This is a genomic window from Bradyrhizobium hereditatis (assembly GCF_020329435.1).
GTDB classification, from domain to species: domain Bacteria; phylum Pseudomonadota; class Alphaproteobacteria; order Rhizobiales; family Xanthobacteraceae; genus Bradyrhizobium; species Bradyrhizobium hereditatis.
Genome location: NZ_JAGKJK010000001.1, coordinates 672995 through 693162 on the forward strand (window position 1 = coordinate 672995; position 20168 = coordinate 693162).

19 protein-coding genes are annotated in these 20168 nt (G+C 63.0%); 9 read left to right on the forward strand and 10 right to left on the reverse strand.

The features are described from left to right. Positions 1 to 72 precede the first annotated feature (72 nt). The 4 genes from J6524_RS03375 to J6524_RS03390 all read left to right on the forward strand — a co-directional run bounded on the left by J6524_RS03375 (position 73) and on the right by J6524_RS03390 (position 4178). Positions 73 to 1167: a patatin-like phospholipase family protein gene (locus J6524_RS03375; protein WP_225668913.1), complete on the forward strand. Its 1095-nt coding sequence runs from the start codon at positions 73 to 75 to the stop codon at positions 1165 to 1167. Between the two features lie 136 nt (positions 1168 to 1303). Then, on the forward strand, positions 1304 to 2044 hold the full coding sequence (locus tag J6524_RS03380; protein WP_225668914.1) for a TetR/AcrR family transcriptional regulator: 741 nt from the start codon (positions 1304 to 1306) through the stop codon (positions 2042 to 2044). A gap of 463 nt (positions 2045 to 2507) precedes the next feature. Beyond that, the gene (locus J6524_RS03385) at positions 2508 to 2906 is read left to right on the forward strand and encodes a PepSY domain-containing protein (RefSeq protein ID WP_249789252.1); all 399 of its coding nucleotides are present in this window, start codon (positions 2508 to 2510) and stop codon (positions 2904 to 2906) included. A gap of 246 nt (positions 2907 to 3152) precedes the next feature. Further along, positions 3153 to 4178 carry an aspartate-semialdehyde dehydrogenase gene (locus J6524_RS03390; RefSeq protein WP_225668916.1) on the forward strand — a complete coding sequence of 342 codons (1026 nt, stop codon included), beginning with the start codon at positions 3153 to 3155 and terminating at the stop codon, positions 4176 to 4178. Between the two features lie 77 nt (positions 4179 to 4255). On the opposite strand, the gene J6524_RS03395 is transcribed toward J6524_RS03390, so the two are convergent. The 8 genes from J6524_RS03395 to coaD form a co-directional block, all read right to left on the reverse strand. Continuing rightward, positions 4256 to 4651, reverse strand: a complete 396-nt coding sequence (locus J6524_RS03395) for a type II toxin-antitoxin system VapC family toxin (protein ID WP_225668917.1) — start codon at positions 4649 to 4651, stop codon at positions 4256 to 4258. Beyond that, a complete protein-coding gene (locus J6524_RS03400; protein WP_225668918.1) occupies positions 4651 to 4896 on the reverse strand; it encodes a type II toxin-antitoxin system VapB family antitoxin in 246 nt (81 codons plus the stop codon). Before J6524_RS03400 ends, J6524_RS03395 begins: the two co-directional genes overlap by 1 nt. A gap of 134 nt (positions 4897 to 5030) precedes the next feature. Next, the gene (locus tag J6524_RS03405; RefSeq protein WP_225668919.1) at positions 5031 to 6341 is read right to left on the reverse strand and encodes a PQQ-dependent sugar dehydrogenase; all 1311 of its coding nucleotides are present in this window, start codon (positions 6339 to 6341) and stop codon (positions 5031 to 5033) included. Positions 6342 to 6547: 206 nt separating this feature from the next. Next, entirely contained in the window at positions 6548 to 7624 is a 1077-nt protein-coding gene (queA, locus tag J6524_RS03410; protein ID WP_225669316.1) for a tRNA preQ1(34) S-adenosylmethionine ribosyltransferase-isomerase QueA, read from the reverse strand. Between the two features lie 112 nt (positions 7625 to 7736). Then, positions 7737 to 8201: a peptidylprolyl isomerase gene (locus J6524_RS03415; RefSeq protein WP_171713391.1), complete on the reverse strand. Its 465-nt coding sequence runs from the start codon at positions 8199 to 8201 to the stop codon at positions 7737 to 7739. After that, entirely contained in the window at positions 8177 to 8617 is a 441-nt protein-coding gene (locus J6524_RS03420; RefSeq protein WP_225668921.1) for a UCP034077 family protein, read from the reverse strand. The genes J6524_RS03415 and J6524_RS03420 overlap by 25 nt, the downstream gene beginning before the upstream one ends. Positions 8618 to 8621: 4 nt before the next feature. Continuing rightward, positions 8622 to 9164: a peptidylprolyl isomerase gene (locus J6524_RS03425; RefSeq protein ID WP_225668923.1), complete on the reverse strand. Its 543-nt coding sequence runs from the start codon at positions 9162 to 9164 to the stop codon at positions 8622 to 8624. A 51-nt stretch (positions 9165 to 9215) separates the two neighbouring features. Then, positions 9216 to 9713, reverse strand: coding sequence for a pantetheine-phosphate adenylyltransferase (gene coaD / locus J6524_RS03430; protein WP_225668925.1), 498 nt, complete (start codon positions 9711 to 9713; stop codon positions 9216 to 9218). A gap of 266 nt (positions 9714 to 9979) precedes the next feature. Here coaD and J6524_RS03435 point away from each other — a divergent pair, with 266 nt between their 5' ends. Together J6524_RS03435 and J6524_RS03440 are read left to right on the forward strand one after the other, a co-directional pair. After that, the gene (locus tag J6524_RS03435; RefSeq protein ID WP_225668927.1) at positions 9980 to 10237 is read left to right on the forward strand and encodes a hypothetical protein; all 258 of its coding nucleotides are present in this window, start codon (positions 9980 to 9982) and stop codon (positions 10235 to 10237) included. Between the two features lie 245 nt (positions 10238 to 10482). Further along, a complete protein-coding gene (locus tag J6524_RS03440; protein WP_225668928.1) occupies positions 10483 to 13707 on the forward strand; it encodes an alpha/beta fold hydrolase in 3225 nt (1074 codons plus the stop codon). A 207-nt stretch (positions 13708 to 13914) separates the two neighbouring features. Here J6524_RS03440 and J6524_RS03445 read toward each other — a convergent pair whose 3' ends face one another. Continuing rightward, entirely contained in the window at positions 13915 to 14697 is a 783-nt protein-coding gene (locus J6524_RS03445) for a GntR family transcriptional regulator (RefSeq protein ID WP_225668930.1), read from the reverse strand. A 117-nt stretch (positions 14698 to 14814) separates the two neighbouring features. Here J6524_RS03445 and pcaB point away from each other — a divergent pair, with 117 nt between their 5' ends. From pcaB to J6524_RS03460, 3 genes are all read left to right on the forward strand, one after another. After that, positions 14815 to 16173, forward strand: coding sequence for a 3-carboxy-cis,cis-muconate cycloisomerase (gene pcaB, locus J6524_RS03450; protein WP_225668932.1), 1359 nt, complete (start codon positions 14815 to 14817; stop codon positions 16171 to 16173). Positions 16174 to 16397: 224 nt separating this feature from the next. Continuing rightward, positions 16398 to 17306 (forward strand): hypothetical protein, encoded by a 909-nt coding sequence (locus J6524_RS03455; protein ID WP_225668934.1) that lies wholly within the window; start codon positions 16398 to 16400, stop codon positions 17304 to 17306. Positions 17307 to 17486: 180 nt separating this feature from the next. Then, positions 17487 to 19016: an SGNH/GDSL hydrolase family protein gene (locus tag J6524_RS03460; RefSeq protein ID WP_225668935.1), complete on the forward strand. Its 1530-nt coding sequence runs from the start codon at positions 17487 to 17489 to the stop codon at positions 19014 to 19016. Here the strand turns inward: J6524_RS03460 and J6524_RS03465 are convergent. Then, on the reverse strand, positions 19013 to 20149 hold the full coding sequence (locus J6524_RS03465; protein ID WP_225668937.1) for a CapA family protein: 1137 nt from the start codon (positions 20147 to 20149) through the stop codon (positions 19013 to 19015). The genes J6524_RS03460 and J6524_RS03465 overlap by 4 nt on opposite strands. Between the last annotated feature and the right edge of the window lie 19 nt (positions 20150 to 20168).

The following is a 20168-nucleotide window of genomic DNA, read 5'->3' on the forward strand; positions in this document are numbered from 1 at the left end:
TCGTTCCTGACTGGATCAATCCATTCCGACCGCCGGATCTGGAGGACAGGCTCATGCCTGCTCAGGTCGGCTATGTTGCTGTGCAGCCTGGCGCTGGCCGCCTGCACTTCGCTGCCGCGCACGCCCTACAGCGCTGCGGACGCAAGTAGCGCCCGCGTGCTCCATATCGACGGCTTGCGACGCTACACCGACGAGCCCGTCACAAGATTCCGTTTCGAGAAAGACGACCGCTCCTCGACCAAGACCTATCTCGCGCTCTCCGGCGGCGGCGCGGATGGCGCCTATGGCGTGGGAGTGTTGAACGGCTGGACCGCGTCCGGCACCCGCCCGAAATTCTCGGTCGTCTCGGGCGTAAGCACCGGCGGCCTGATTGCGCCTTTTGCGTTTCTCGGGTCCCAATACGACGACACGCTGAGAGAGGTCTACACCAGCGGCATCGCGGAGAGCCTGCTCGACGACCCCAGCATAATCCGCGTGCTGTTCGGATCCGGCCTGTTCGGCAACAAGCGACTGCGCGAACTGGTCGCCCGCTATGTCGGGCCGGAGATCCTGGCCGAAGTTGCGCGCGAAAATGCCAAGGGCCGAAAGCTGCTCGTGGTGACGACCGATCTCGATACCCAACGCACGGTCGTTTGGGATATGGGGAAGATCGCCACGGTCGGCTCGCCCGAGGCGCTGCAGCTATTTCGCGACGTGATGGCGGCCTCCGCCAGCATTCCCCTGGTCTTCCCGCCCATCCTGATCGAAGCCGAAGGCCAGGGCCGGCGCTTTCAGGAGATGCATGTCGATGGCGGCGTCACCGCTCCGGTCCTGACGCTGCCGGATGCTTTGCTCTTCCAGGGCCGTCTGCCCGGAAACAGCCGGATGAACATCTACATCCTCGTCAACAAGAAGCTCGAACGAACGTTTGAGCTCGTGTCCAACAGCACGCTCGATGTCGCCTCGCGCAGCCTGTCGTCGATCACCCAGTCCCAGACGCGCTCGGTGATCTTTTCGACCTACGATTTCGCCAAGCGCAATAGGTGGAGCTTCCATCTGTCCTATATCGAGCGCGACTATCCCGCGTCGCCCAAAGAGGGATTCGACACCGCCTACATGCGAGCCCTTTATCAGTATGGCTATGAGAAGGCTGCGTCGGGCCACGCCTGGACCTCGACACTTCCGTGAGCCACGCCGGAGCGGAACGACGACCTGTCTGGACCGTTGACGATATGGCCAATTCGGCCAGATTCGCCATGACGCCCCTCTTGCTGCGCGTTATAGAGCAATGACTGATATAACGACCGCGCAGGAATCAACGGGCATGGGATTGACTGCGACCAAGACCAGACCGGCAAGACGAGACGTCCCGAAGTCGCGCGGCGGCCGGCCGACCAAAAGCGCTGCCATCGAACGCGATCAGCGGCTGATCGAAGTCGCTACCCGCCTCTTTTTGGACCGGGGCTATGACGCGACCTCGCTTGATGCGGTTGCGGAGGCAGCCCGGGTCAGCAAGCCCACCGTCTATGCGCGCTACGGCGACAAGCGCGGGCTGTTTGCGGAAGTGCTGAGGCGCGAAATTGACCGTTGGCTTGCGCCGCTTGCTGAAGCGGCGGAGGTGCAACTCACACGTTCCTCGGACATTTCGGTCGAGCAGCGCCTGATCGAGGTTGGTCGCGAGATGCTGTCGTTCACCTGCGGGCCCGATGCCGTAGCCTTCAGCCGCATGATGACCTCACAGGCCATCAATTTTCCCGACATTGCCAAACTGGGCAAGGAAGAAGGCTGGCTGAAAGCCGTCTCCACGACCGCGCGGTTCTTCGATCACCTGGTCGCACAAGGCGCGATGGACGTCGAGGATACCGGCATCGCGGCTGAGGTCTTTCTCGACGTAGTCGTAGGTCACACGCACCGCATGGCGACGTTCGGAACGCCGCTCGAGATGAAGTCCGCCGAAAAACGCATGCGCTCGGCAATCAGGTTGTTCCTGGCCGGCGCGCTGGGACCAGCGAGCCGCGTGCAGTCCACTCCCAAGGGGACCGTCCGGCGGCGCCCTGCCCGCTGACAATTCCGTGAGAACGGCGGTTCACGCGTCGATCCATGTTGCTCATAATAAAACGATACGGTATGGTTTTGTTATAAGCGAAGTGGGTCCCGTTTCACTGGTCCCGGCGGGGCTCGCGTCGCTTTGATCGGCGCTAACGGCAGTACAGCCCGTTTGCGACCATCCGCGGCCGGCCCGTTTGCCTCCAAAGGGCCGGCCGCGCGTTGTACGAGATGATCCGGCCCGTCCGCCGGCCGAGATAGCCTTGAGGATGGAGACTGCAAACATGCGTGCGCCCTGTTTGAGACAGTTGCTTGCAGCCGCCCTGCTAGCCGCAATCCTCCCTGTCTATGCGATCGCGTCGCCGACCGGCGAGGCAGTTTCGCTCGGCAATGAAGCCGAGGACGGCGCTGCGTCCGACCAGCAGGCAGTCAATCGAGAGCTCGAGCTCTTCCGTGGCTCAGCGATCTCGCTCAGCCAGGCCATGGCGATTGCCGAAGCCCTGCATGCCGGCGCGACGACCGCCGATGTCAGTTTCGACGGCGCGTCGGATTTACCAGTCTACCGCGTAAAGACCCTTCATAACGACCGCATCTGGCAACACGCCATCGACGCAACCACGGGCAAGATTGTCGGCGGCGAAGCCGCCCTGCCCCTGAAAGAGCTCGATGCCGAGGACCGCAGCAACCTCGCGGCCCTCAAAACGATCCGACACAGCCTGGCAGATGCCGTTCGCGTGGCCGAGCAGGCAGCCGATGGCAAGGCCATCAGCGGCGGCCTGATCCGCCAGCGCAGCCGGCTGAATTTCGCGATCATCGTCATGAGCGGCGGCGACCTGAAGGAGGTGATCCTGGAGCCTCCCAGCGTCGCAAGGCGGCGATGACCGGGTTCGCCGTTGCAGCCCGGACAAGGCTAAAAACCGTTGACGGCGGCGCCTGGCTGCCGCATAAGTCCGCGCCATGACGACTTCGACCAAAGCGACCGCGAAAACCAAAGCACCCTCTGGGGGCTCGGGAGCCGTGCGCGCGTAGTCGAACGATCGCATCATCCGAACCGAAGCCCCGCCTGAAAAGGTCCGGGGCTTTTTTGTTGCCCGCAAACCATTGATGCCCAAACAGAGGACAGACCCGTGAGCTACGAACCCGTTGTTGCCATCGTCGGCGTGACCGGCGCGGTCGGCGCCGAATTCATCGCCACCATGGACAGGCGCAATTTTCCCGTCCGCAAGCTCAAGGCGCTGGCCAGCGCCCGTTCGGCCGGCAAGACCGTCGATTTCCGTGGTGCGAAGATCATCATCGAGGAGCTCACCGAAAAGTCGTTCGAGGGCGTCGACATCGCGCTGTTCTCGGCCGGCGGCGGCATCTCGCGCAAGTTCGCGCCCGCCGCCGTGAAGGCTGGCGCCGTCGTGGTCGACAATTCCTCCGCCTTCCGCATGGACCCGAACGTGCCGCTGGTGATCCCCGAGATCAATGCGGGCCGCATCCGGGATCACAAGGGCATCATTGCCAACCCGAACTGCTCGGCGATCACGGCGCTGGTGCCGCTGTGGCCGATCCATCGCCAAAACCGCATCAAGCGCATGATCGTCTCAACCTACCAGGCGGCGAGCGGCGCCGGTGCTGCGGCGATGGAGGAGCTGGTTGAATCGACCCGCGCCTACCTCGAGGGACGGCCGTTCACGCCCAAGGTGATACCGCTGCCCTACGCGTTCAACGTGTTCAGCCACAACACCGCGATCGATCCCGAGACCGGCTACAACGACGAAGAGACCAAAGTCATCAAGGAGACCCGCAAGATCTTCGAGGACGACCAAATCGCGATCGGCGTCACCTGCGTCCGCGTGCCGGTGCTGCGCGCCCATTGCGAGGCGATCACCTTCGAATGCGAACAGCCGATCACCGAGCATGATGTGCGCGCCATCCTGTCGAAGGCGCCGGGCGTCAAGATCGTCGACGATCGGGCGAAGAACTACTTCCCGATGCCGATCGATGCGTCGGGCCAGGACGATGTGCTCGTCGGTCGTATCAGGAAGGATCTCAGCGACGCCAGCGGCCACTCGATTTCGATGTTCGTCTCGGCCGACCAGCTCCTCAAGGGCGCGGCGCTGAATGCGGTCCAGATCGCGGAGCTGTTGCCGCAGCGCGCGATGGCGTGAGCCGAGACCAGTTCGCACAGCGATCCCTGGATCTCAAGAAGCTCGGCGTGTTTACGCCGAGCCAGCATCCAAGCGTATCAGAGCGCGGCTGGTATGACATCGGTCCGGGCGAAGTCGCCGCCCTTGAAGAGGAGGGGCTGGGAGCGCGCTTTCGCCAGCGCATAGGCGGCACAATCTACGATGTTCAACTGAGCCGGATGACCCTGCCCCTTGCCGAAACGTCGAAACGCATCGAAGGCGATTCTTGCCATATCGTCATCGAATGGCACGGCGACAATTCCCGCCCTCTCCAGCAGTTCGTCAAAGAGATCAACGGCCTCCGCCCCCAGTCGTGCAAAAAGGACGACCTTGGTCTCCAGAACGGTCACCGCTGAAATCAACAAACTGTCTGCACCAAGCATGGCCGCCCGATAACGCGGTCCATCCTGTTCATTCGCAATGGCCGCGATGATCGCAGACGTATCCAGAACCATCAGGATGGTAACCCGAAGCGATCATAGCCCATGATCTCGTCCGCCGGACGGGAATCAAGAACGGGCAGACGGGACGCCTTCTCAAAGAAGGAATCCATTGCAGCTCGTCGATCGGCTGAAGTTGCCGGCGTAACGCGGGACAGCCGCTCCTCAATTGCGCGTTCCAACGCAGTCTCAACATCCTCGCCGGTGAGGCGAGCAAGGCGCTGAACGAGTTCATCAACCTTCGCGGAACGGATGTTCATGGGCAGCCGATTTTCATTGCAAGCCGCAGCAAAGATACCACTATTGGAGAGCTAGGTCACTCCCGCCGCGCCAGATTGTAGTGCCGCTAGCGCACCTATCTCCTCGGCCACGCGACATAGGCTATCGCTGCAGCTCAGCCGCGTCGATCGCCCGTCACGCGCCAGATGCAGTTGCCGACATCATCGGCCACCAAGAGCGAGCCGTCAGGCCCGAGCGTCACGCCGACCGGCCGTCCGTACGAGACCTTCTCATCGGGCGCGAGAAAGCCCGTCAGAATATCGCGCGCCGGGCCGGAGGGTCGGCCGTTCTCGAACGGCACGAACACGACGGCGTAGCCGCTCAGCGTGCTGCGATTCCAGGAGCCGTGCTGGCCGATCACCATGCCATCAGGAAAGCCCGGCAGCGTGCCTGCCGGCATCCAGCAGAGGCCGAGTGAAGCGGTATGTCCGCCGAGCGCATAGTCCGGCGTGATGGCTTTCGCGACCATCGCAGGATCCTGCGGCACGCGGTCGTCTACCGTCTGCCCCCAGTAGCAATAGGGCCAACCATAGAAGCCGCCGTCGCGCACTGACGTGAGGTAGTCCGGCGGCGTCTCGTCTCCCAGGCCGTCGCGCTCGTTGACGACGGTCCAAAGCACGTTCGTGGTGGGCTCCCAGGCAAGCCCCACGGGATTGCGCAGGCCGTTGGCGAAGATACGGCTAGTGTTAGCAGCGAGGTCGAGCTCGTAGATCGCGGCGCGACCCTCCTCCACTTCCATGCCACTCTCGGCGATGTTGCTGAGCGAGCCGACGCCGGCATAGAGTTTCTTGCCGTCTGCACTCGGCAACAGGCTCCGCGTCCAATGTCCGCCGGGCTTGAACGTGACGAGCTTGCGTCCCTCGGCCGTGATGTGGTCCGCGCCCGCGACATACGGAAAGGCGACGACACCGTCGGTGTTGCCGACGTAGAACGTGTCGCCCACCAGCGCCATGCCGAACGGCTGGCTCAACCCTTCCATGAAGATCCCGCGACTTTCGGCAACACCATCGCCGTCGCGGTCGCGCAGCAGCGTGATACGGTCGGCGCTGACGCCAAGAGCCGCGGCACGCCGCATCGTCGCCTGCATCGCATAATGGAATACACTCCTGGGCGGTCCTGCGATCTGCGTCGCCTCGGCGATGAGGACATCACCGTTGGGCAGCACGTTGATCCAGCGCGGATGGTCGAGGCCCGACGCAAACGCGTTGACCTTCAGCCCGGGCGCCACGGTCGGCTTTTGCCCCTCGCTCCAGCCCTGCGCCGTCGGCATCTTGAGCGTCGGGATGGCGCCTTGCGACTTCGCGGTCGGGATCGCCGGCGCGCTGCCCCAGGCCGGTTTGGGCGCCGCGCCCTGCTGGCGGCGCCAGAGCAGCGCCACGGCGCCGATCAGCGCGACCACACGCGCAAAAATGCTGGAAAAACTCATGCAAGTCCCCTGTTGTCACGCGCAAGGATACGCCGAGAGACGGTAGTTATACGATCTTTTCGGGATGGGCCGAATCGCAGGAACATAACCGTGGCGCTTCTTTGTCAGAGCGCTTCCTCCCTGAACCTTTGCCCGCCGGCAACCGGCGGGCTTCTTTTTCGAGATCCGGCGGCTGTCGCCCGGCGCGAAAGCCAAGACTCCCTGCGTCAGTCCCGCGCTCGAAACAGCAGACAGGCATCGCCATAGGAATAGAACCGGTAGCCTTCCGCGATCGCATGCGCATAGGCGTGCTTCATCGTATCCAGACCGGAGAAAGCTGACACCAGCATGAACAGCGTCGAGCGCGGCAGATGGAAATTGGTCAGGAGGATGTCGACCGCGCGAAAGCGATAGCCCGGCGTGATGAAGATCGAGGTTTCGCCGTCGAACGGCTGGATGGTGCCGTCTTCGCGCGCGGCGCTCTCGAGTAGGCGCAGCGAGGTGGTGCCGACCGCAACGATGCGCCCGCCCTCGGCGCGCGCGGCGTTCAGCGCGGCGGCGGTGTCGGCCGAGATCGAACCCCACTCGGCATGCATCTTGTGCTCGGAAGTCTCCTCCACTTTGACCGGCAGGAATGTCCCCGCCCCGACATGCAGGGTCAGCCGGTGCAGATCGACGCCGCGCTCGCGAAGCGAAGCTTCCAGCGCAGGCGTGAAATGCAGTCCTGCGGTCGGCGCAGCCACCGCGCCCTCCTTCGCCGCGAACATGGTCTGGTAGTCGGCGGCATCGCGATCGTCAGGCGTGCGCCTGGAGGCGATATAGGGTGGTAGCGGCGGCGTGCCGAGATCGGCGATGGCCTGGTCCAACGCCGGCCCATGAAACGAGAACGATAGCGTAACCTCGCCCTCTTCGCCCTTGGCCTCGACCTCGGCGTCGAGATGGCCGAGCAGGCAGACCTTGCCCTCATTGCCGAAGCGAACGATGTCGCCGGGCGCGAGCTTCTTCGCCGGCTTGACCAGCGCGCGCCAGCGCGAGCCGTCCAGCCGCTTGATCAGGGTCGCCTCGATCTTCGGCTCGGTCTCGCGGCCGATGCGGCGGCCCTTGAGCTGGGCGGATATCACCTTGGTATCGTTGACGACGAGCTGATCGCCCGGCTCCAGCCAGTGCGGCAGCTCGGCGATGGTACGGTCGCTCAAGGCGCCATCAGGTTGCACCACCAGCATCCGCGCGGAATCGCGCGGGCTTGCCGGCCGCAGCGCGATGCTTGTCGAGGGAAGGTCAAAGTCGAAGAGATCGGTGCGCATGGCGCCGGTACGCCTCACTTGGCGTCATTCCGGGGCACGCGAAGCGTGAACCCGGAATCTCGAGATTCCGGATTGCCGCGCGTTGCGCGGCCTCCGGAATGACAGGTTGAAGTTACGCCGCGTCCAGCGCCATCCGCGCCTTCACGATCTTGTCCGGGTTCTGCACCGGCTCGCCGCGCTTGATCTTGTCGACGTTCTCCATGCCCGAGGTGACTTTGCCCCAGACCGTGTACTGGCCGTTGAGGAAGGAAGCATCGTCGAAGCAGATGAAGAACTGGCTGTCGCCGGAATCCGGATTGGCGGCGCGGGCCATCGAAACGGTGCCGCGGACATGCGGTTCCTTGTTGAACTCGGCCTTCAGCTTGTTGCCGGAACCGCCGGTGCCGGTGCCGTGCGGGCAGCCGGTCTGCGCCATGAAACCCTCGATCACGCGATGGAACACGATGCCGTCATAAAATCCATCGCGCACCAGCTTCTTGATCTGGGCGACGTGACCCGGCGCGAGATCCGGACGCATCTCGATGGTGACGGGGCCCTGGGTGGTTTCAAGGATCAAAGTATTTTCTGTATCAGCCATGCTCGTGTCTCTTCTGGTTTGGGTGGACGTTTGCGGGTTCTGAAAGTGACCGCGAAAGGCCGGCCGGCAACCGCACCGCCCAGTCCCTCGGTAAATGGCAACGGCGTACAGCGTTGCAATGTTTCCATGACCGCAATTCGGTACGCGACCCGGTCGTTCTCGCCGGCGTTTGCGGATTCGTAGGTAATCCTTGGTTGACCGAGAATGGCGCCTTCGCGGTTGAAGCTGACGATGACCGTAATGTCCATCGGATTGGCGCGCGAGACGGGCGGCGGCTGCCAGCACGAATGCAGTTTGGCGAAGACGTCCTTGAGGGTGTTGAGCTGCTGCGGCTGCGCCGAAAGGGATACATCAGACGCAAGCCACACCAGCGCGGCGGCAAACCAGACGAACCGCCTGCGCCGCGCCGACCTCATGGCCTCACTTGATGTCGGATGCGACTTGCACCTTCACCATCTTGTCGGGATCGACCACCGGTTCGCCGCGCTTGATCTTGTCGACCACGTCCATGCCCGACACCACCTCGCCGATCACGGTGTACTTGCCGTTTAGCGATGCGCCTTCCGCGAACATGATGAAGAACTGCGAATTCGCCGAATTGGGATCGCTGGTGCGAGCCATGCCGACGATGCCGCGCTTGTAGGGCACGTTGGAGAATTCGGCCGGCAGGTTCGGGTATTTCGAACCGCCGGTGCCATTGAAATTCTTGCCGTCGCCGGTCTGCGCCATGAAGCCTTCGATGACGCGATGGAACGGCACGTTGTTATAATAGCCATCGCGCGCGAGCTGCTTGATGCGCTCGGCATGCTGGGGCGCGATGTCGTTCCGCAGCTTGATCACGATGCGGCCCTTGGTGGTGTCGATCACGATCGCATTCGCCTTGTCCAGGTTGGCGGGCAGCGGCTGGGCGATGGCGGGAGCTACAAGGAACAGCGCGGCGAGAACGGCGAGAATTCGGATCATGAAAGCTCCGGTCATGTGAAACAGGAAAGCGTCTGGTCGCGTACGCGCGCGTCAGCCCGCGAATTTGGCCTTCAGGCTGACCGCAACCGATGGCGGCACGAAGGCGGAGAAATCGCCACCCATGCCGGCGATCTGGCGTACCAGCGTGGCGGTGATCGGGCGGACCGCCGGCGAGGCCGGGACGAATACGGTATGCACCTCCGGCGCCATAGCCTCGTTCATGCCCGCAAGCTGCATTTCGTAATCCATATCCGTTCCATCGCGCAGTCCACGAATCATGATGGTCGCGCCGACCTGCCGCGCCGCGGCTACAGTGAGGTTGTCGTACGTGATGCAGTCGAACGCGCAGCCGGCTTGTTGCGCAATCGGCTCACATACCGTCCGAACCATCTCGAGCCGTTCCTCGGTCGAAAATAGCGGCTTTTTGCCGGAATGGACGCCAATGGCGACGATCAGGCGGTCGCACAGCGTCACGGCGTGCCGCAGCACGTCCAGATGGCCGTTGGTAATGGGATCGAAGGAACCGGGATAGAGCGCGATACGGGACATAGGTCCCGTCTACCCCGCCCGCGGCGGCCCGGCAAGCCGGACCGGTTCCCGACTGGTCCAATGGCCTGATCCGGGTCGGCCAATGAACGAGTTCCCCGAGAACCTCCCGGCTTTGGGGAATGTTTCGTCGCGCCGGGCCGACGAAACAAAACTCAGCCGGAACGAAACCATTTTCCGCGTCCGCGAAGACAGGCGGAAACTTGCGCTAACTACAAGTCCCCCAACGAAACGACGGGGCCGCCAAGGCCCACAACAGGGGACCGTCAATGATCAAGGCTTTTTCCACAGTCGCCGCTGCCGCATTCATCGCTGCCGCGCTGACCGTACTGCCCGGCTTTGCCCCCCAGGTCGAAGCCAGCGTGCCGCAGGCGCTAGCCAAGGGCGACCGTCTGGATATCCGTACCGTCGGCAAGGATTGCTCGCAGCAGGCCTGGCCGAATTTCGAAACCTCGTGTCTCCGCACCGCCGGCTCCAAGGCCGCGGTGAAGGAAGCCCGCCTGGTCACCGCTGACCGCACGCCGTAACGGCGCAGTTCTTCGTTCCGATCAAACTCCAAGGAACGCTCTGGTGGCGAGTAGGGATGCCCCCCCTGCTCGCCACTTGCTTTTCAGTCACTCGTTGGAGGTCCCCGGGATTACCGCTGGCAACTCGAGCCGGCGCGGCCTGACGGCTGTCTGCCGGTGGGCGATGCCAGGGATGGCGTGCTGTTGAAGGCTGCGGTACACTTCGCGTGCGACGAGTGACCATCCCTCTCTTGCGGGAGGTCGATGTGGACATAGCGAATTGGCTGCGCCGCCTCGGATTGCATCAGTACGAGAGCGTGTTTCGCGACAACGACGTAGACGCGGAAACCCTGCCCAGCTTGACGGCAGACGATCTACGCGAACTCGGCATCACATCGGTTGGCCACCGCAAGAAGCTACTCTCGGCAATCGCCGCACTATCTCCAACACCTGGCAAGACCCCGGAGGACGATCGCGGCCTGCCGCCAGCCGAGGCCAGCGCTTCACGATCGTCGACTAAAGCGCGGCCCGCCGAGCGCCGTCACCTGACAGTGATGTTCGTCGACCTCGTCGGCTCGACCGCCCTGGCGGTGCGGCTTGATCCCGAGGACATGCGAGAGATCCTTGCTACCTATCATCGGACGGTTGCAGCGGAGGTGGCCCGTTTCGGGGGATATATCGCAAGATTAATGGGAGACGGGGTCCTCGTCTATTTTGGTTGGCCCCAAGCGTATGAGGACGCGGCCGAACGCGCTGTTCGCGCCGGACTCGCAATCGTGGAAGCTGTGGAGAGCCTTCAGGAGCGAGTAAGCGGCGCCCTTGCCGTGCGCGTCGGAATCGCGACCGGGCTGGTCGTGGTTGGCGAATTCGTCGTGGAAGGAGCCACCCAGGAAGAAGACGTGGTCGGTATGACCCCCAACCTCGCCGCGCGCCTGGAGCAACTGGCTGAACCCGGTGCTGTGGTGATCTCCGAGAGCACGCGGCGCCTTCTTGGCGGCTGGTTCACAATCATTGATCTGGGACCGCAACAGCTCAAAGGGATCGAGGTCCCAGTACAGGCTTTCCGCGTTGTTGGCGAAGCGACGGCCGAGGGTCGGTTCGAGGCCCTGCGGCGGTCCAATATTGGCCCGCTGATCGGTCGCGACAACGAACTCGCCCTGCTTCTCGACCGATGGGAGATGGCAAAAGGCGGCGAAGGTCAGGTCGTGCTGCTGTCCGGCGAGGCCGGCATCGGCAAGTCGCGAATTGTGCTCGCGCTTCGTGAACGCCTGCGAAACGAACCTCGCTTCCGGATCGGGTATTATTGTTCGCCGCACCATGTGAACAGCGCGCTCTGGCCAGTTATCGCTCAGCTCCAGCGCGCGGCAGGGCATCTCCACGAGGACACTCCTTCATTGAAGCTGGAGAAGTTGGAGCGGCTTCTCGGCCAGGCTGGCCAGTTTGGCGAGGACGCGGCACCGCGGCTCGCCGAGGTGATGGGATTGTCGCTCGATGGCTATACGGCGCCGGCAGGAACGCCACAGGAGAAGAAGGCGCGGCTTTTCGGCATTTTGCTGGCGCAGATGGAGGGGCTTTCGCGCCAGCGGCCGATGCTGATGGTGTTGGAAGACGCGCACTGGCTCGATCCGACCTCGGAGGAACTGTTCGAACGCGTGGTGGACAGGATCCGCGGTCTGCCAATACTTCTCGTCGCAACCTTGCGGCCCGACGTGCCAATGCCCTGGACCAATTTCCCGCACGTCACATTGCTGAGCCTCAACCGCCTCGGGCGGCCAGCATGCCGAACGCTGATCCAAATGGCGGCGGGTGAACGGTCGCTGCCGCCAATCGTGATCGAAGCCATTCTCTCCCGCACGGAGGGCGTCCCGCTGTTCGTCGAGGAATTGACCAAAGCGGTTCTTGAAGCAGCGATCTGGAAGACGCCGGGCGGCGATGGCGACCTCGAGCTTGCCGGGCCTCTTCCACCCCTTGCTATCCCGGCGACGCTGCAGGACTCACTCATGGCTCGCCTCGATCGCCTGGCTCCGGCGCGCGAGGTGGCCCAAATCGCTGCCTGCATAGGCCGGGAGTTCGAGGAGGATGTCGTCGCCGCAATTGCCGGATATCCCCAACCGCAGCTGGCCGCGGCGCTCGGTCAATTGTGTCAGGCTGGACTCATCCAACGACGCGGGACTTTGCCGAGTCATGCGTACAGCTTCAAGCACGCGCTCGTCCGCGACGCGGCCTACGCTACCTTGCTCAAATCGTCCCGTCAGCAACTCCATGCGCGCATCGCGCAGGCGATCGAGCAATTGCGGCCAGAGATCGCAGCGAGCCAGCCAGAGATTGTCGCGCATCATTTCATTGAAGGCGGTCTGCCTGATCAGGGGGCAATCTATCTGCTGGCTGCCGGTCGGCTGGCAAAGGCGCGGCACGCCGCCAGAGAAGCGGTTTCCCAGCTTGAGACGTGCCTGCAGCTCACCGCCCGTCACCGGGACGACGCGGCGCCGATCGATCGGCACACCGAGCGCGAGTGCCTCCTGATGCTGGGCGACCTGGCCGGCGTCGACGACGACCTGGACCGAGCGAACAACTATTACGAGCGCGCCATGGCACTCGGCGAAACCGACGCTGACCGCGACCGTGCGCGCAACTGCATTCACCGCGCCCGACACACGGTGCGGGACGGCGCGCGGCTCGTCTTCTACGAGCACGGCAGCGGCGAGCCGGCGATCGTATTCGTTAATCCAATCGTATACGGGCTGGCGACCTTTGAACCCATTCTCGAGCAGCTCTGCCAGGAATTCCGGGTTATCACCGTCGATTGCCGGGGCGCCGGACGATCTGCCCCATTTGTGCGGCCATACGGCATTCTCCAACACATGGAGGATCTGCGGGTAATCATCCAGGCAGCCGACGCCGCTCCAATCGTTGGTGTTGGCATCTCGCGCGGCTCCAATCTGCTTATCCAGCTTGCCCACAAACACCCGGAACTCGTCGGAAAGATCATGACGGTGGGCACGCCGTTGATCGGAGCGAACGGACGCCCGCTACTTAATCCGGAGTACATGGCGCTTCGTGATGAGATGGCGCTTCGTGAGGACGCTCATAGTCGGGGTGCCATTGAGGAATTGATTCGCATGCACAATCGCTACGTCTACAGCGAGCCAGAGTCCGACGAGTTGCGGCGGCTGGCCTTCGAGCGCGTCTCCAGGTTGCCAAACGAGACGATCCTCAGCTTCTTCGATCTGGATCCGGACTTAGACGTCGTACCGCTGCTTGAATCGATCGCCGTCCCGACGCTTGTCGCCCACGGTCGAGAAGACCAACTCATTTCCTACACCGCGAGCGAATTCATCGCCCCCCGCATTCCGGGCGCGGAGCTCTATATGTTTGAGGGCAAGGGGCATAACCCGATGTTCTCGGCCACGGACGAATTTTGCGAAGTGCTCCGCAATTTCATTCGCACGGGACGCGCGGAAAGAACGTCTCGAGGATCGCTTGCGGCGTGAAGCAAAGTGGGGCGTCGGCGTGGGCCAAGCGTTGGTTGAATCAAGCTTGGCCAGGAGAATTGATCCCAGGTGCCAATGGGTCTGGAGCCTGGTTTCCGGGCGACCGCCAGTGGCAAGTAGCGATGCCTCCTGCCCGCCACTGGCGTTCCGATCACCGTGTCCCCGTCTCGCTAATACCTTGGCCGGCGCCAAATTCTTCTGCCTGCCTCAGGCGCGCGATTTCGTCTTGCCGAACGATCGCGTCGCGCGGCGGCTCGCCGCGCCTGCATTGCCGACGCGCTTCAATACCGAGGTCACGACATAACGGCCGGCGGGATGGATGCTTTCCGATATCTCGAACAGGCGGCCGTTCGAATCCAGATATCGCCGGATGACCTCGAGCGCGGGCGATTCCGCTTCCGCTCCCAGCGCTTTGGCAAATTCGTTCGGCACCACGGTCGCCGCCACGGTTTGATGCACTTCGGAAGCGATTACGCCGTAGCTGTCGGCGATCATGTCGCAGACCAGGCGACGGTCCTTTCTGATGTTGCTGACCGCATCTGCATAGCTTTCCTCGACATAGCAATCGACCCAAGCCAGCGGCGGCGTTTTGGGCTTCGTCGATGCCCGAACATAGGCGACCCGCAACCAGCGCGAGCCCGGCTGGCAGCCGAAGCGCCGTGCCGCTTTGCGGTCCATCACGACAGTCTCGATGCTCCTGATATCGCGCTCCGTTGCCGCGGCGAGCGCGACGAGATCGCCGAGTGAGCCGAGCGTCTGCTGAAAACTCTGTTGCGGAGGTTCGCGCGTCTCGACCCGCGTGCCGGAGCCCTTCCGCCGCGACACTGCTCCAAGCTCGGTGAGACGGCGCATCGCCGCCCGCACGGTCTGCCGGCTGACATCGTAGCGCGCCGCAAGCTCGAGTTCGGTCGGGATCAAGCCGCCGACGGGGTACTCGCCGCGGTGGATCGCCTCCAAGAGATCGTGGGCGATGTCTTCGTAGATTGGCATGTCGAACGGTCTCTCGCGGGTTGGCGGCCCCCGTACCACGGCTTCACCGACCCAGCATCCGCTGTTGACAGCTTTGTACGTATTAATGATATGGCCGTACATACTTAGGGAGTGAAAATGACCGCGGTGGCCAGCACCATATTCGACAGCGTTCTTTATCGCGACGTTTTCTCCACCCCGGCGATGCGGGCGGTGTTTTCCGACGACGCCCAGCTCAAGGCCTATGTGCAGGCCGAGGTGGCGCTCGCCGTGGCCCAAGGCGAAACCGGTGTCATTCCGCGCGAAGCGGCCGAGGCGATTGCGCGCCAGGCCCCGGCGATCGTGCTCGACAGAGCGCAGTTGAAGCGCGATACCGAGAATGTCGGCTATCCGATCGTCGGGCTGGTCCGCCAGCTCTCGCAAGAGCTCGGCGAATCCGGCGGCTATTTGCACTGGGGCGCAACCACCCAGGACATCATGGATACCGCGACCGTCCTGCAACTGCGCGACGCGGTTATCCTGATCGAAGCCCAGCTCGCCGAAGTCATGGGTACCCTCGCGGGGCTCGCCCGCCTCCACCGCGATACGCCAATGGCGGGGCGAACCCATCTTCAGCAGGCCCTGCCGATCACGTTCGGCCACAAGGCGGCGATCTGGCTTTCGTCGCTGCAGCGCTCGGCCGATCGGCTCGCGCAAGCAAAACCGCGCGCGCTTCAGGCGCAGCTTGGCGGCGCGGCGGGCACGCTGGCTTCACTGGGCAATCGTGGACTGGATGTCCGCGCCGCTTACGCGCGCGCGCTCCACCTGGCCGAACCAGACATCACCTGGCATGTCGCCCGCGACGGGCTCGTCGAGATGGTGCAGACGCTTGCGGTGATCTGCGGCGCGCTCGGCAAGATCGGCTATGATGTCATGATCCTGATGACGACCGAGATCGGCGAGGTGTTCGAGCCGTTCTCCTCGCACCGCGGCGCATCCTCGACCATGCCGCAGAAGCGCAATCCGATCTCATCGGAAATCCTGCTGGCGAACGCGAAGGCCTCGCGCGACGCCGCTTCGCTGATGTTGGATGCCATGGTTCAAGACCTCGAGCGCGCCACGGGCCCCTGGCACTGCGAATGGCTCGCATTGCCCCAAGTCTGTCTGCTCACCGCGGGGTCGTTGGCGCAGGCACAATTCATGCTGTCCGGCCTGATCGTCGATCCCGCGGCGATGAAGAAAAACCTCGATTCCACGCGCGGTCTGATCGTGGCCGAAGCGGTCATGATGGGGCTCGCGCCCGCGCTTGGCCGCCAGTCCGCTCATGATGAGGTCTACGCCGCTTGCCGCGACGCGTTCGACCGCGGCGACGGATTGCTTGAGGCATTGCTGAGGCGTCCCGCGATCGCGTCAGCACTTCCGCGCGATCAGCTCGCCGCCTTGTGCGAACCATCCAACTATCTCGGAACGGCCGCGGAGATGGTCGACCGCGTGCTCGCCCGTCAAACCAAACGATAACAAACAATAGACACGTGGGAGGATCGACGTTCACGACGACCCGCACTCTCGACCGCCGCGCCGTAGCGTCTCGGCTGGTTGCGAGCGTTAAAATTCGTCCCCAACGTGATTTGGCTTACACTAATTCGCGCAAGGTGATGGCTAGAGTCCAGGCTCCGGTGGGTGCCTGCGGCAGAGCGCTCGTCAGCGCCCCGGGATGCCTAGTGATCGGGAGGGACGCCGACATGGCCGTCAACTTCAACTTTCCCCGCGTGATCCGCTCCGCCGAACCAAGGCGGCTGGTGAGGTCCTCGGACGGGGACACGACCGTCATCGAGCAGCCGATCCGGATGGTCTCGTGCGACACCCCGGAGAAGTCTGGATACGCCGGCAAGCCAGAGGTCAGCCAGCCGAAGCTCGATAAGTGCCGCCAGCGCCTCCAGGGCGGGTTTTACAACGCGCTGCCCCAACCGCTTCGCGACTATCTTGTCGCGAAACTCACCCACGATGCGGCGCAACGGCACATCGAGGCCGGGGAGCGCGCGAGCGAGGCGTTCGGCAAGCTCCTTGCAACCCGCCTCACCCGCCCCAATGGCACCACACGAAGCGTGGCAACGATCCCGACCGGCGAGATCATCGACTCCCACGGCCGCATGCTCGCGTATATCGCTCCGTGGTTCACCGGATCGCAGTCCGATCCGGTGCCGCCGCCGAACGACCCCGAGCGGCGAACGCTTAACCTCGACATGATCGCCAAGGGCTGGGCCGCCTTCTTCCCGATCTACCCGTCGCTGCCGAAGAACAGCGACATGAACCTCGCGATCGCGGAGGCTCAGGCCGGGTGGGAGGGGAACAAGGGGGCGTGGACGCTGCCCAGCGGCCGCAACCTCTTACTGGGCTACGAGTACCGCATGTGCATCAAGCTCGGGGAGGTGAAGAAGGATGCGGCGGGAAACGTCGTGCCGGACCAGAACGTGAATCCGCGGGATCTCATCGACGAAGCGTTCCAGAGAAGCTGCGTGAACTTGCAGACAATGACGGAGGTGGACCTGTTCGGATTCCACGCCGTGCCGCCGTGGGCGCGATTGTGGTTCTGGTGGAAGGACCGCAAGCTGGCGCGGCAGCACCTCGGTCTTCCCGCGGTCAACGACTGAGCTGAGGCGCGTTCCTCAGAAATAGCTCAGCATAATCTTGCAATGTCCGCTTTTTGAACCCGAAGCGGAATGGGCTGTTGTTTGTTCTGCGCTGAGCACCTCACGGCAAACTGAGGCCCGCCAAAGGGCCTTTGTGTTAGTCTTGTCACTGGAGGTTCTGCGTGTGTGCGGTCCAGAAGCATGCCAAAGGAACCAAAAAAGCTTCGCCTCTTTACCGAGCATGGTTGGCTGATTGCGCTGGCCGTCGCGGTTGGCTTGGTGCTCGGCTTGGCCGGACCCACCTCTGCGCAGTTCTTTGATTTCGGCGGATATCAGCAGCGGCCGCCACCGCACCGCGGTGGCGGCTGGTTTGGTAACGAACAACGCGGCGGCGGCTGGCTTGGTAACGACACGTTTGGGCCATACCAGCAGCAGTATGCGCCGCCGCCTCGTTGGAATGGCCGGCAAGCGCAACCGGTAGTGCGCGAGGATTTTTCCAAGGCGCCGCCGCCCGAGAAGCGCAACACGGAACCGGAGCGCCACATTCTTGTGCTCGGTGACGCCATGGCAGACTGGCTCGCCTATGGGCTTGAGAATGTCTATGACGATCAGCCCGAGATCGGTGTGATCCGCAAACACAAGACAGTCTCCGGCCTGATCAAGTATCAGCCGAAGGGCGATCCAGCCGATTGGGCCGCCGCCGCCAAAGGCATTCTGGCTACCGAAAAAGCGGACGCTATTGTCGTCATGCTCGGGCTTGATGACCGCGCTGCAATCCGCGAGCCGGCAGCCGAAAAATCCGACAATAAGACAGGCGACAAGAAGGACGCCGACAAGAAAGACGCCAAGGCCAAACCGGATAGCAAGCCGTCGGACGCAAAACCGGCGGCGAAGCCGGACGGCGCAACCAAGGGGACGGATGCCGAATTGTCGCCAGACGACAGTGATGCGCCGTCGGTCACTGGACCGGAGAAGAGCGCGCGTTCGCCGAACGGCCTCCACGAGTTTCGCGAGAAACGCTGGGTCGAACTCTACATGCAAAAGATCGAGGAGACGATCGGCGTACTCAAGTCCAAGGGTGTGCCAGTGCTGTGGGTGGGTCTGCCAGCGGTACGTGGCTCCAAGTCGACAGCCGACACGGCGTTTCTGAATACGCTCTATCGGGATGCGGCCGGCAAGACCGGCATCACCTTTCTCGATGTCTGGGACGGATTTGTCGATGAAACCGGGCGCTTTTTGCAGCAAGGCCCCGATTTCGAAGGGCAAATCCGCCGGCTGCGCTCCTCCGATGGCGTGTACTTCACCAAGGCCGGAGCGCTTAAGCTCGCGCATTATGCCGAGCGCGAAATCAACCGGTTGTTGGCTGCGCGTTCCGCGCCGATTGTGCTGCCCACCGAACCGGCAACGCCCGACGCCAGTGCGCGGCCAGATCAGCCGGCGCCGCGTCCGCTGGCCGGGCCGATCGTTCCCTTGACGGCCCCCTCTGTCGGCACGGATCAATTGCAGGGCGGTCCGGGGTCGCGGCCGGTAACGATGGATGCGCAAGCAGCTCGGTTCTTGATCACAGGTGAGCCCTTGTCGGCGCCAGCCGGTCGAGCCGACGATTTTGCCTGGCCGCGGCGAGAAATCGGACGCGAACGGGCCCAGGGCGAGACGCCAATGGCATCACGATTGCTCGACGCCAATGCGCGGGCGCCGGCGGCATCGCCAAAGCCAAAAAAGCAACGCTAAAGTGAGACCACGACGAGTTGCCGTTCGGCGTCAAAGATGACCCTAGTTCCGAACTGCTGACATTCTCGATCGAGGCTTTGCTGGATCCATTCCATGTCTCGCCACGATGGAATGGACAGACGAAAGTTCTTGATCTGCAGGGGCACCAGTTTGAGCGCATGGAGGCATCCGCTGGTCGGATCCAGGTCGGCGAAATACATCAGCACGAGATCGTCACGGTAACGCTCGTAACCGGGGATCCCTTCATAGTCGTTCAGAAAATCACCGCAGCCATAGAGAATGAGACGATCTCGATAGATTTCGATCGCTCTGGGATGATGCGAAGAATGCCCGTGAACGATCGACACCCCTGCCTTGTCGATGAGGGTCCGGGCCAGAACTTTCTGCTCATGGGGAATGTGATATCCCCAATTGGATCCCCAATGGATCGAAACGACGACGAGATCGCCCGGCCTCCTCTGCGACATGACCTGGTGGGCGATCTCCGACGCACTCGCCTCGGAGAGGTCGGGCAGCAGGTTGACGCCTGGAGCGTCTGCTGTCGCAGCCCATTCGAGCGGGACGCCGCTCGATGTTGATCCGAACGAAAAGATCAGGAGACGCGCTCTGGCAAGGTTAAGCACCGCGGGTGCGAGCGCTTCGCGATCGTTGCGTCCTGCACCCGTCGCTTTGACGTTGAGTTTCTGCAGGGTCGTCAGCGTCTCAAGCAGGCCGGCGCGGCCCCAGTCGAGCACATGGTTGTTGGACAATACACAGCAGTCGATCTTGGCGGCCACGAGACATTCGGCATTCTCGGGGCTCATGCGATAGTTGATGCCTTTGTTTGCGCGGTCGCCGCTGCGGGTGACAGCCGTTTCGAGATTGATGATCCGCGCGTCAGGCTGCATGCGCTCCAATTGATCCAATGCGGCGCCCCAAACGTAGGATGCCCCGTTACGTCGCGGAATGGAGCCGTTTGCCTGTTCGGCGAGCAGCACGTAGCCTTCCGCCGATCGCATGTAATCTTCGTAAATCTCGGGGCTGCAGGGGTGCGCCAGCACCTGGTCGATACCACGGCCGCACATCACATCTCCGCAGAGAAAGAGCCGCACTGATTCTCTGGGCGCAGCGGGCAATCGTCTTTCCTCGGGCATGAACACTGCTCCGGAATCC

Excerpts from the sequence above, each read along its gene's own strand:
- J6524_RS03380 (WP_225668914.1), top strand. The coding sequence starts at position 1,304 with ATGGGATTGACTGCGACCAAGACCAGACCGGCAAGACGAGACGTCCCG.
- J6524_RS03455 (WP_225668934.1), top strand. The coding sequence starts at position 16,398 with ATGGCCGTCAACTTCAACTTTCCCCGCGTGATCCGCTCCGCCGAACCA.
- queA (WP_225669316.1), bottom strand. The coding sequence starts at position 7,624 with ATGCGCACCGATCTCTTCGACTTTGACCTTCCCTCGACAAGCATCGCG.
- J6524_RS03375 (WP_225668913.1), top strand. The coding sequence starts at position 73 with ATGTTGCTGTGCAGCCTGGCGCTGGCCGCCTGCACTTCGCTGCCGCGC.
- J6524_RS03465 (WP_225668937.1), bottom strand. The coding sequence starts at position 20,149 with ATGCCCGAGGAAAGACGATTGCCCGCTGCGCCCAGAGAATCAGTGCGG.
- pcaB (WP_225668932.1), top strand. The coding sequence starts at position 14,815 with ATGACCGCGGTGGCCAGCACCATATTCGACAGCGTTCTTTATCGCGAC.
- J6524_RS03385 (WP_249789252.1), top strand. The coding sequence starts at position 2,508 with ATGGCGATTGCCGAAGCCCTGCATGCCGGCGCGACGACCGCCGATGTC.
- J6524_RS03420 (WP_225668921.1), bottom strand. The coding sequence starts at position 8,617 with ATGAGGTCGGCGCGGCGCAGGCGGTTCGTCTGGTTTGCCGCCGCGCTG.
- J6524_RS03400 (WP_225668918.1), bottom strand. The coding sequence starts at position 4,896 with ATGAACATCCGTTCCGCGAAGGTTGATGAACTCGTTCAGCGCCTTGCT.
- J6524_RS03460 (WP_225668935.1), top strand. The coding sequence starts at position 17,487 with ATGCCAAAGGAACCAAAAAAGCTTCGCCTCTTTACCGAGCATGGTTGG.
- J6524_RS03435 (WP_225668927.1), top strand. The coding sequence starts at position 9,980 with ATGATCAAGGCTTTTTCCACAGTCGCCGCTGCCGCATTCATCGCTGCC.
- J6524_RS03405 (WP_225668919.1), bottom strand. The coding sequence starts at position 6,341 with ATGAGTTTTTCCAGCATTTTTGCGCGTGTGGTCGCGCTGATCGGCGCC.
- J6524_RS03395 (WP_225668917.1), bottom strand. The coding sequence starts at position 4,651 with ATGGTTCTGGATACGTCTGCGATCATCGCGGCCATTGCGAATGAACAG.
- J6524_RS03415 (WP_171713391.1), bottom strand. The coding sequence starts at position 8,201 with ATGGCTGATACAGAAAATACTTTGATCCTTGAAACCACCCAGGGCCCC.
- J6524_RS03445 (WP_225668930.1), bottom strand. The coding sequence starts at position 14,697 with ATGCCAATCTACGAAGACATCGCCCACGATCTCTTGGAGGCGATCCAC.
- coaD (WP_225668925.1), bottom strand. The coding sequence starts at position 9,713 with ATGTCCCGTATCGCGCTCTATCCCGGTTCCTTCGATCCCATTACCAAC.
- J6524_RS03425 (WP_225668923.1), bottom strand. The coding sequence starts at position 9,164 with ATGATCCGAATTCTCGCCGTTCTCGCCGCGCTGTTCCTTGTAGCTCCC.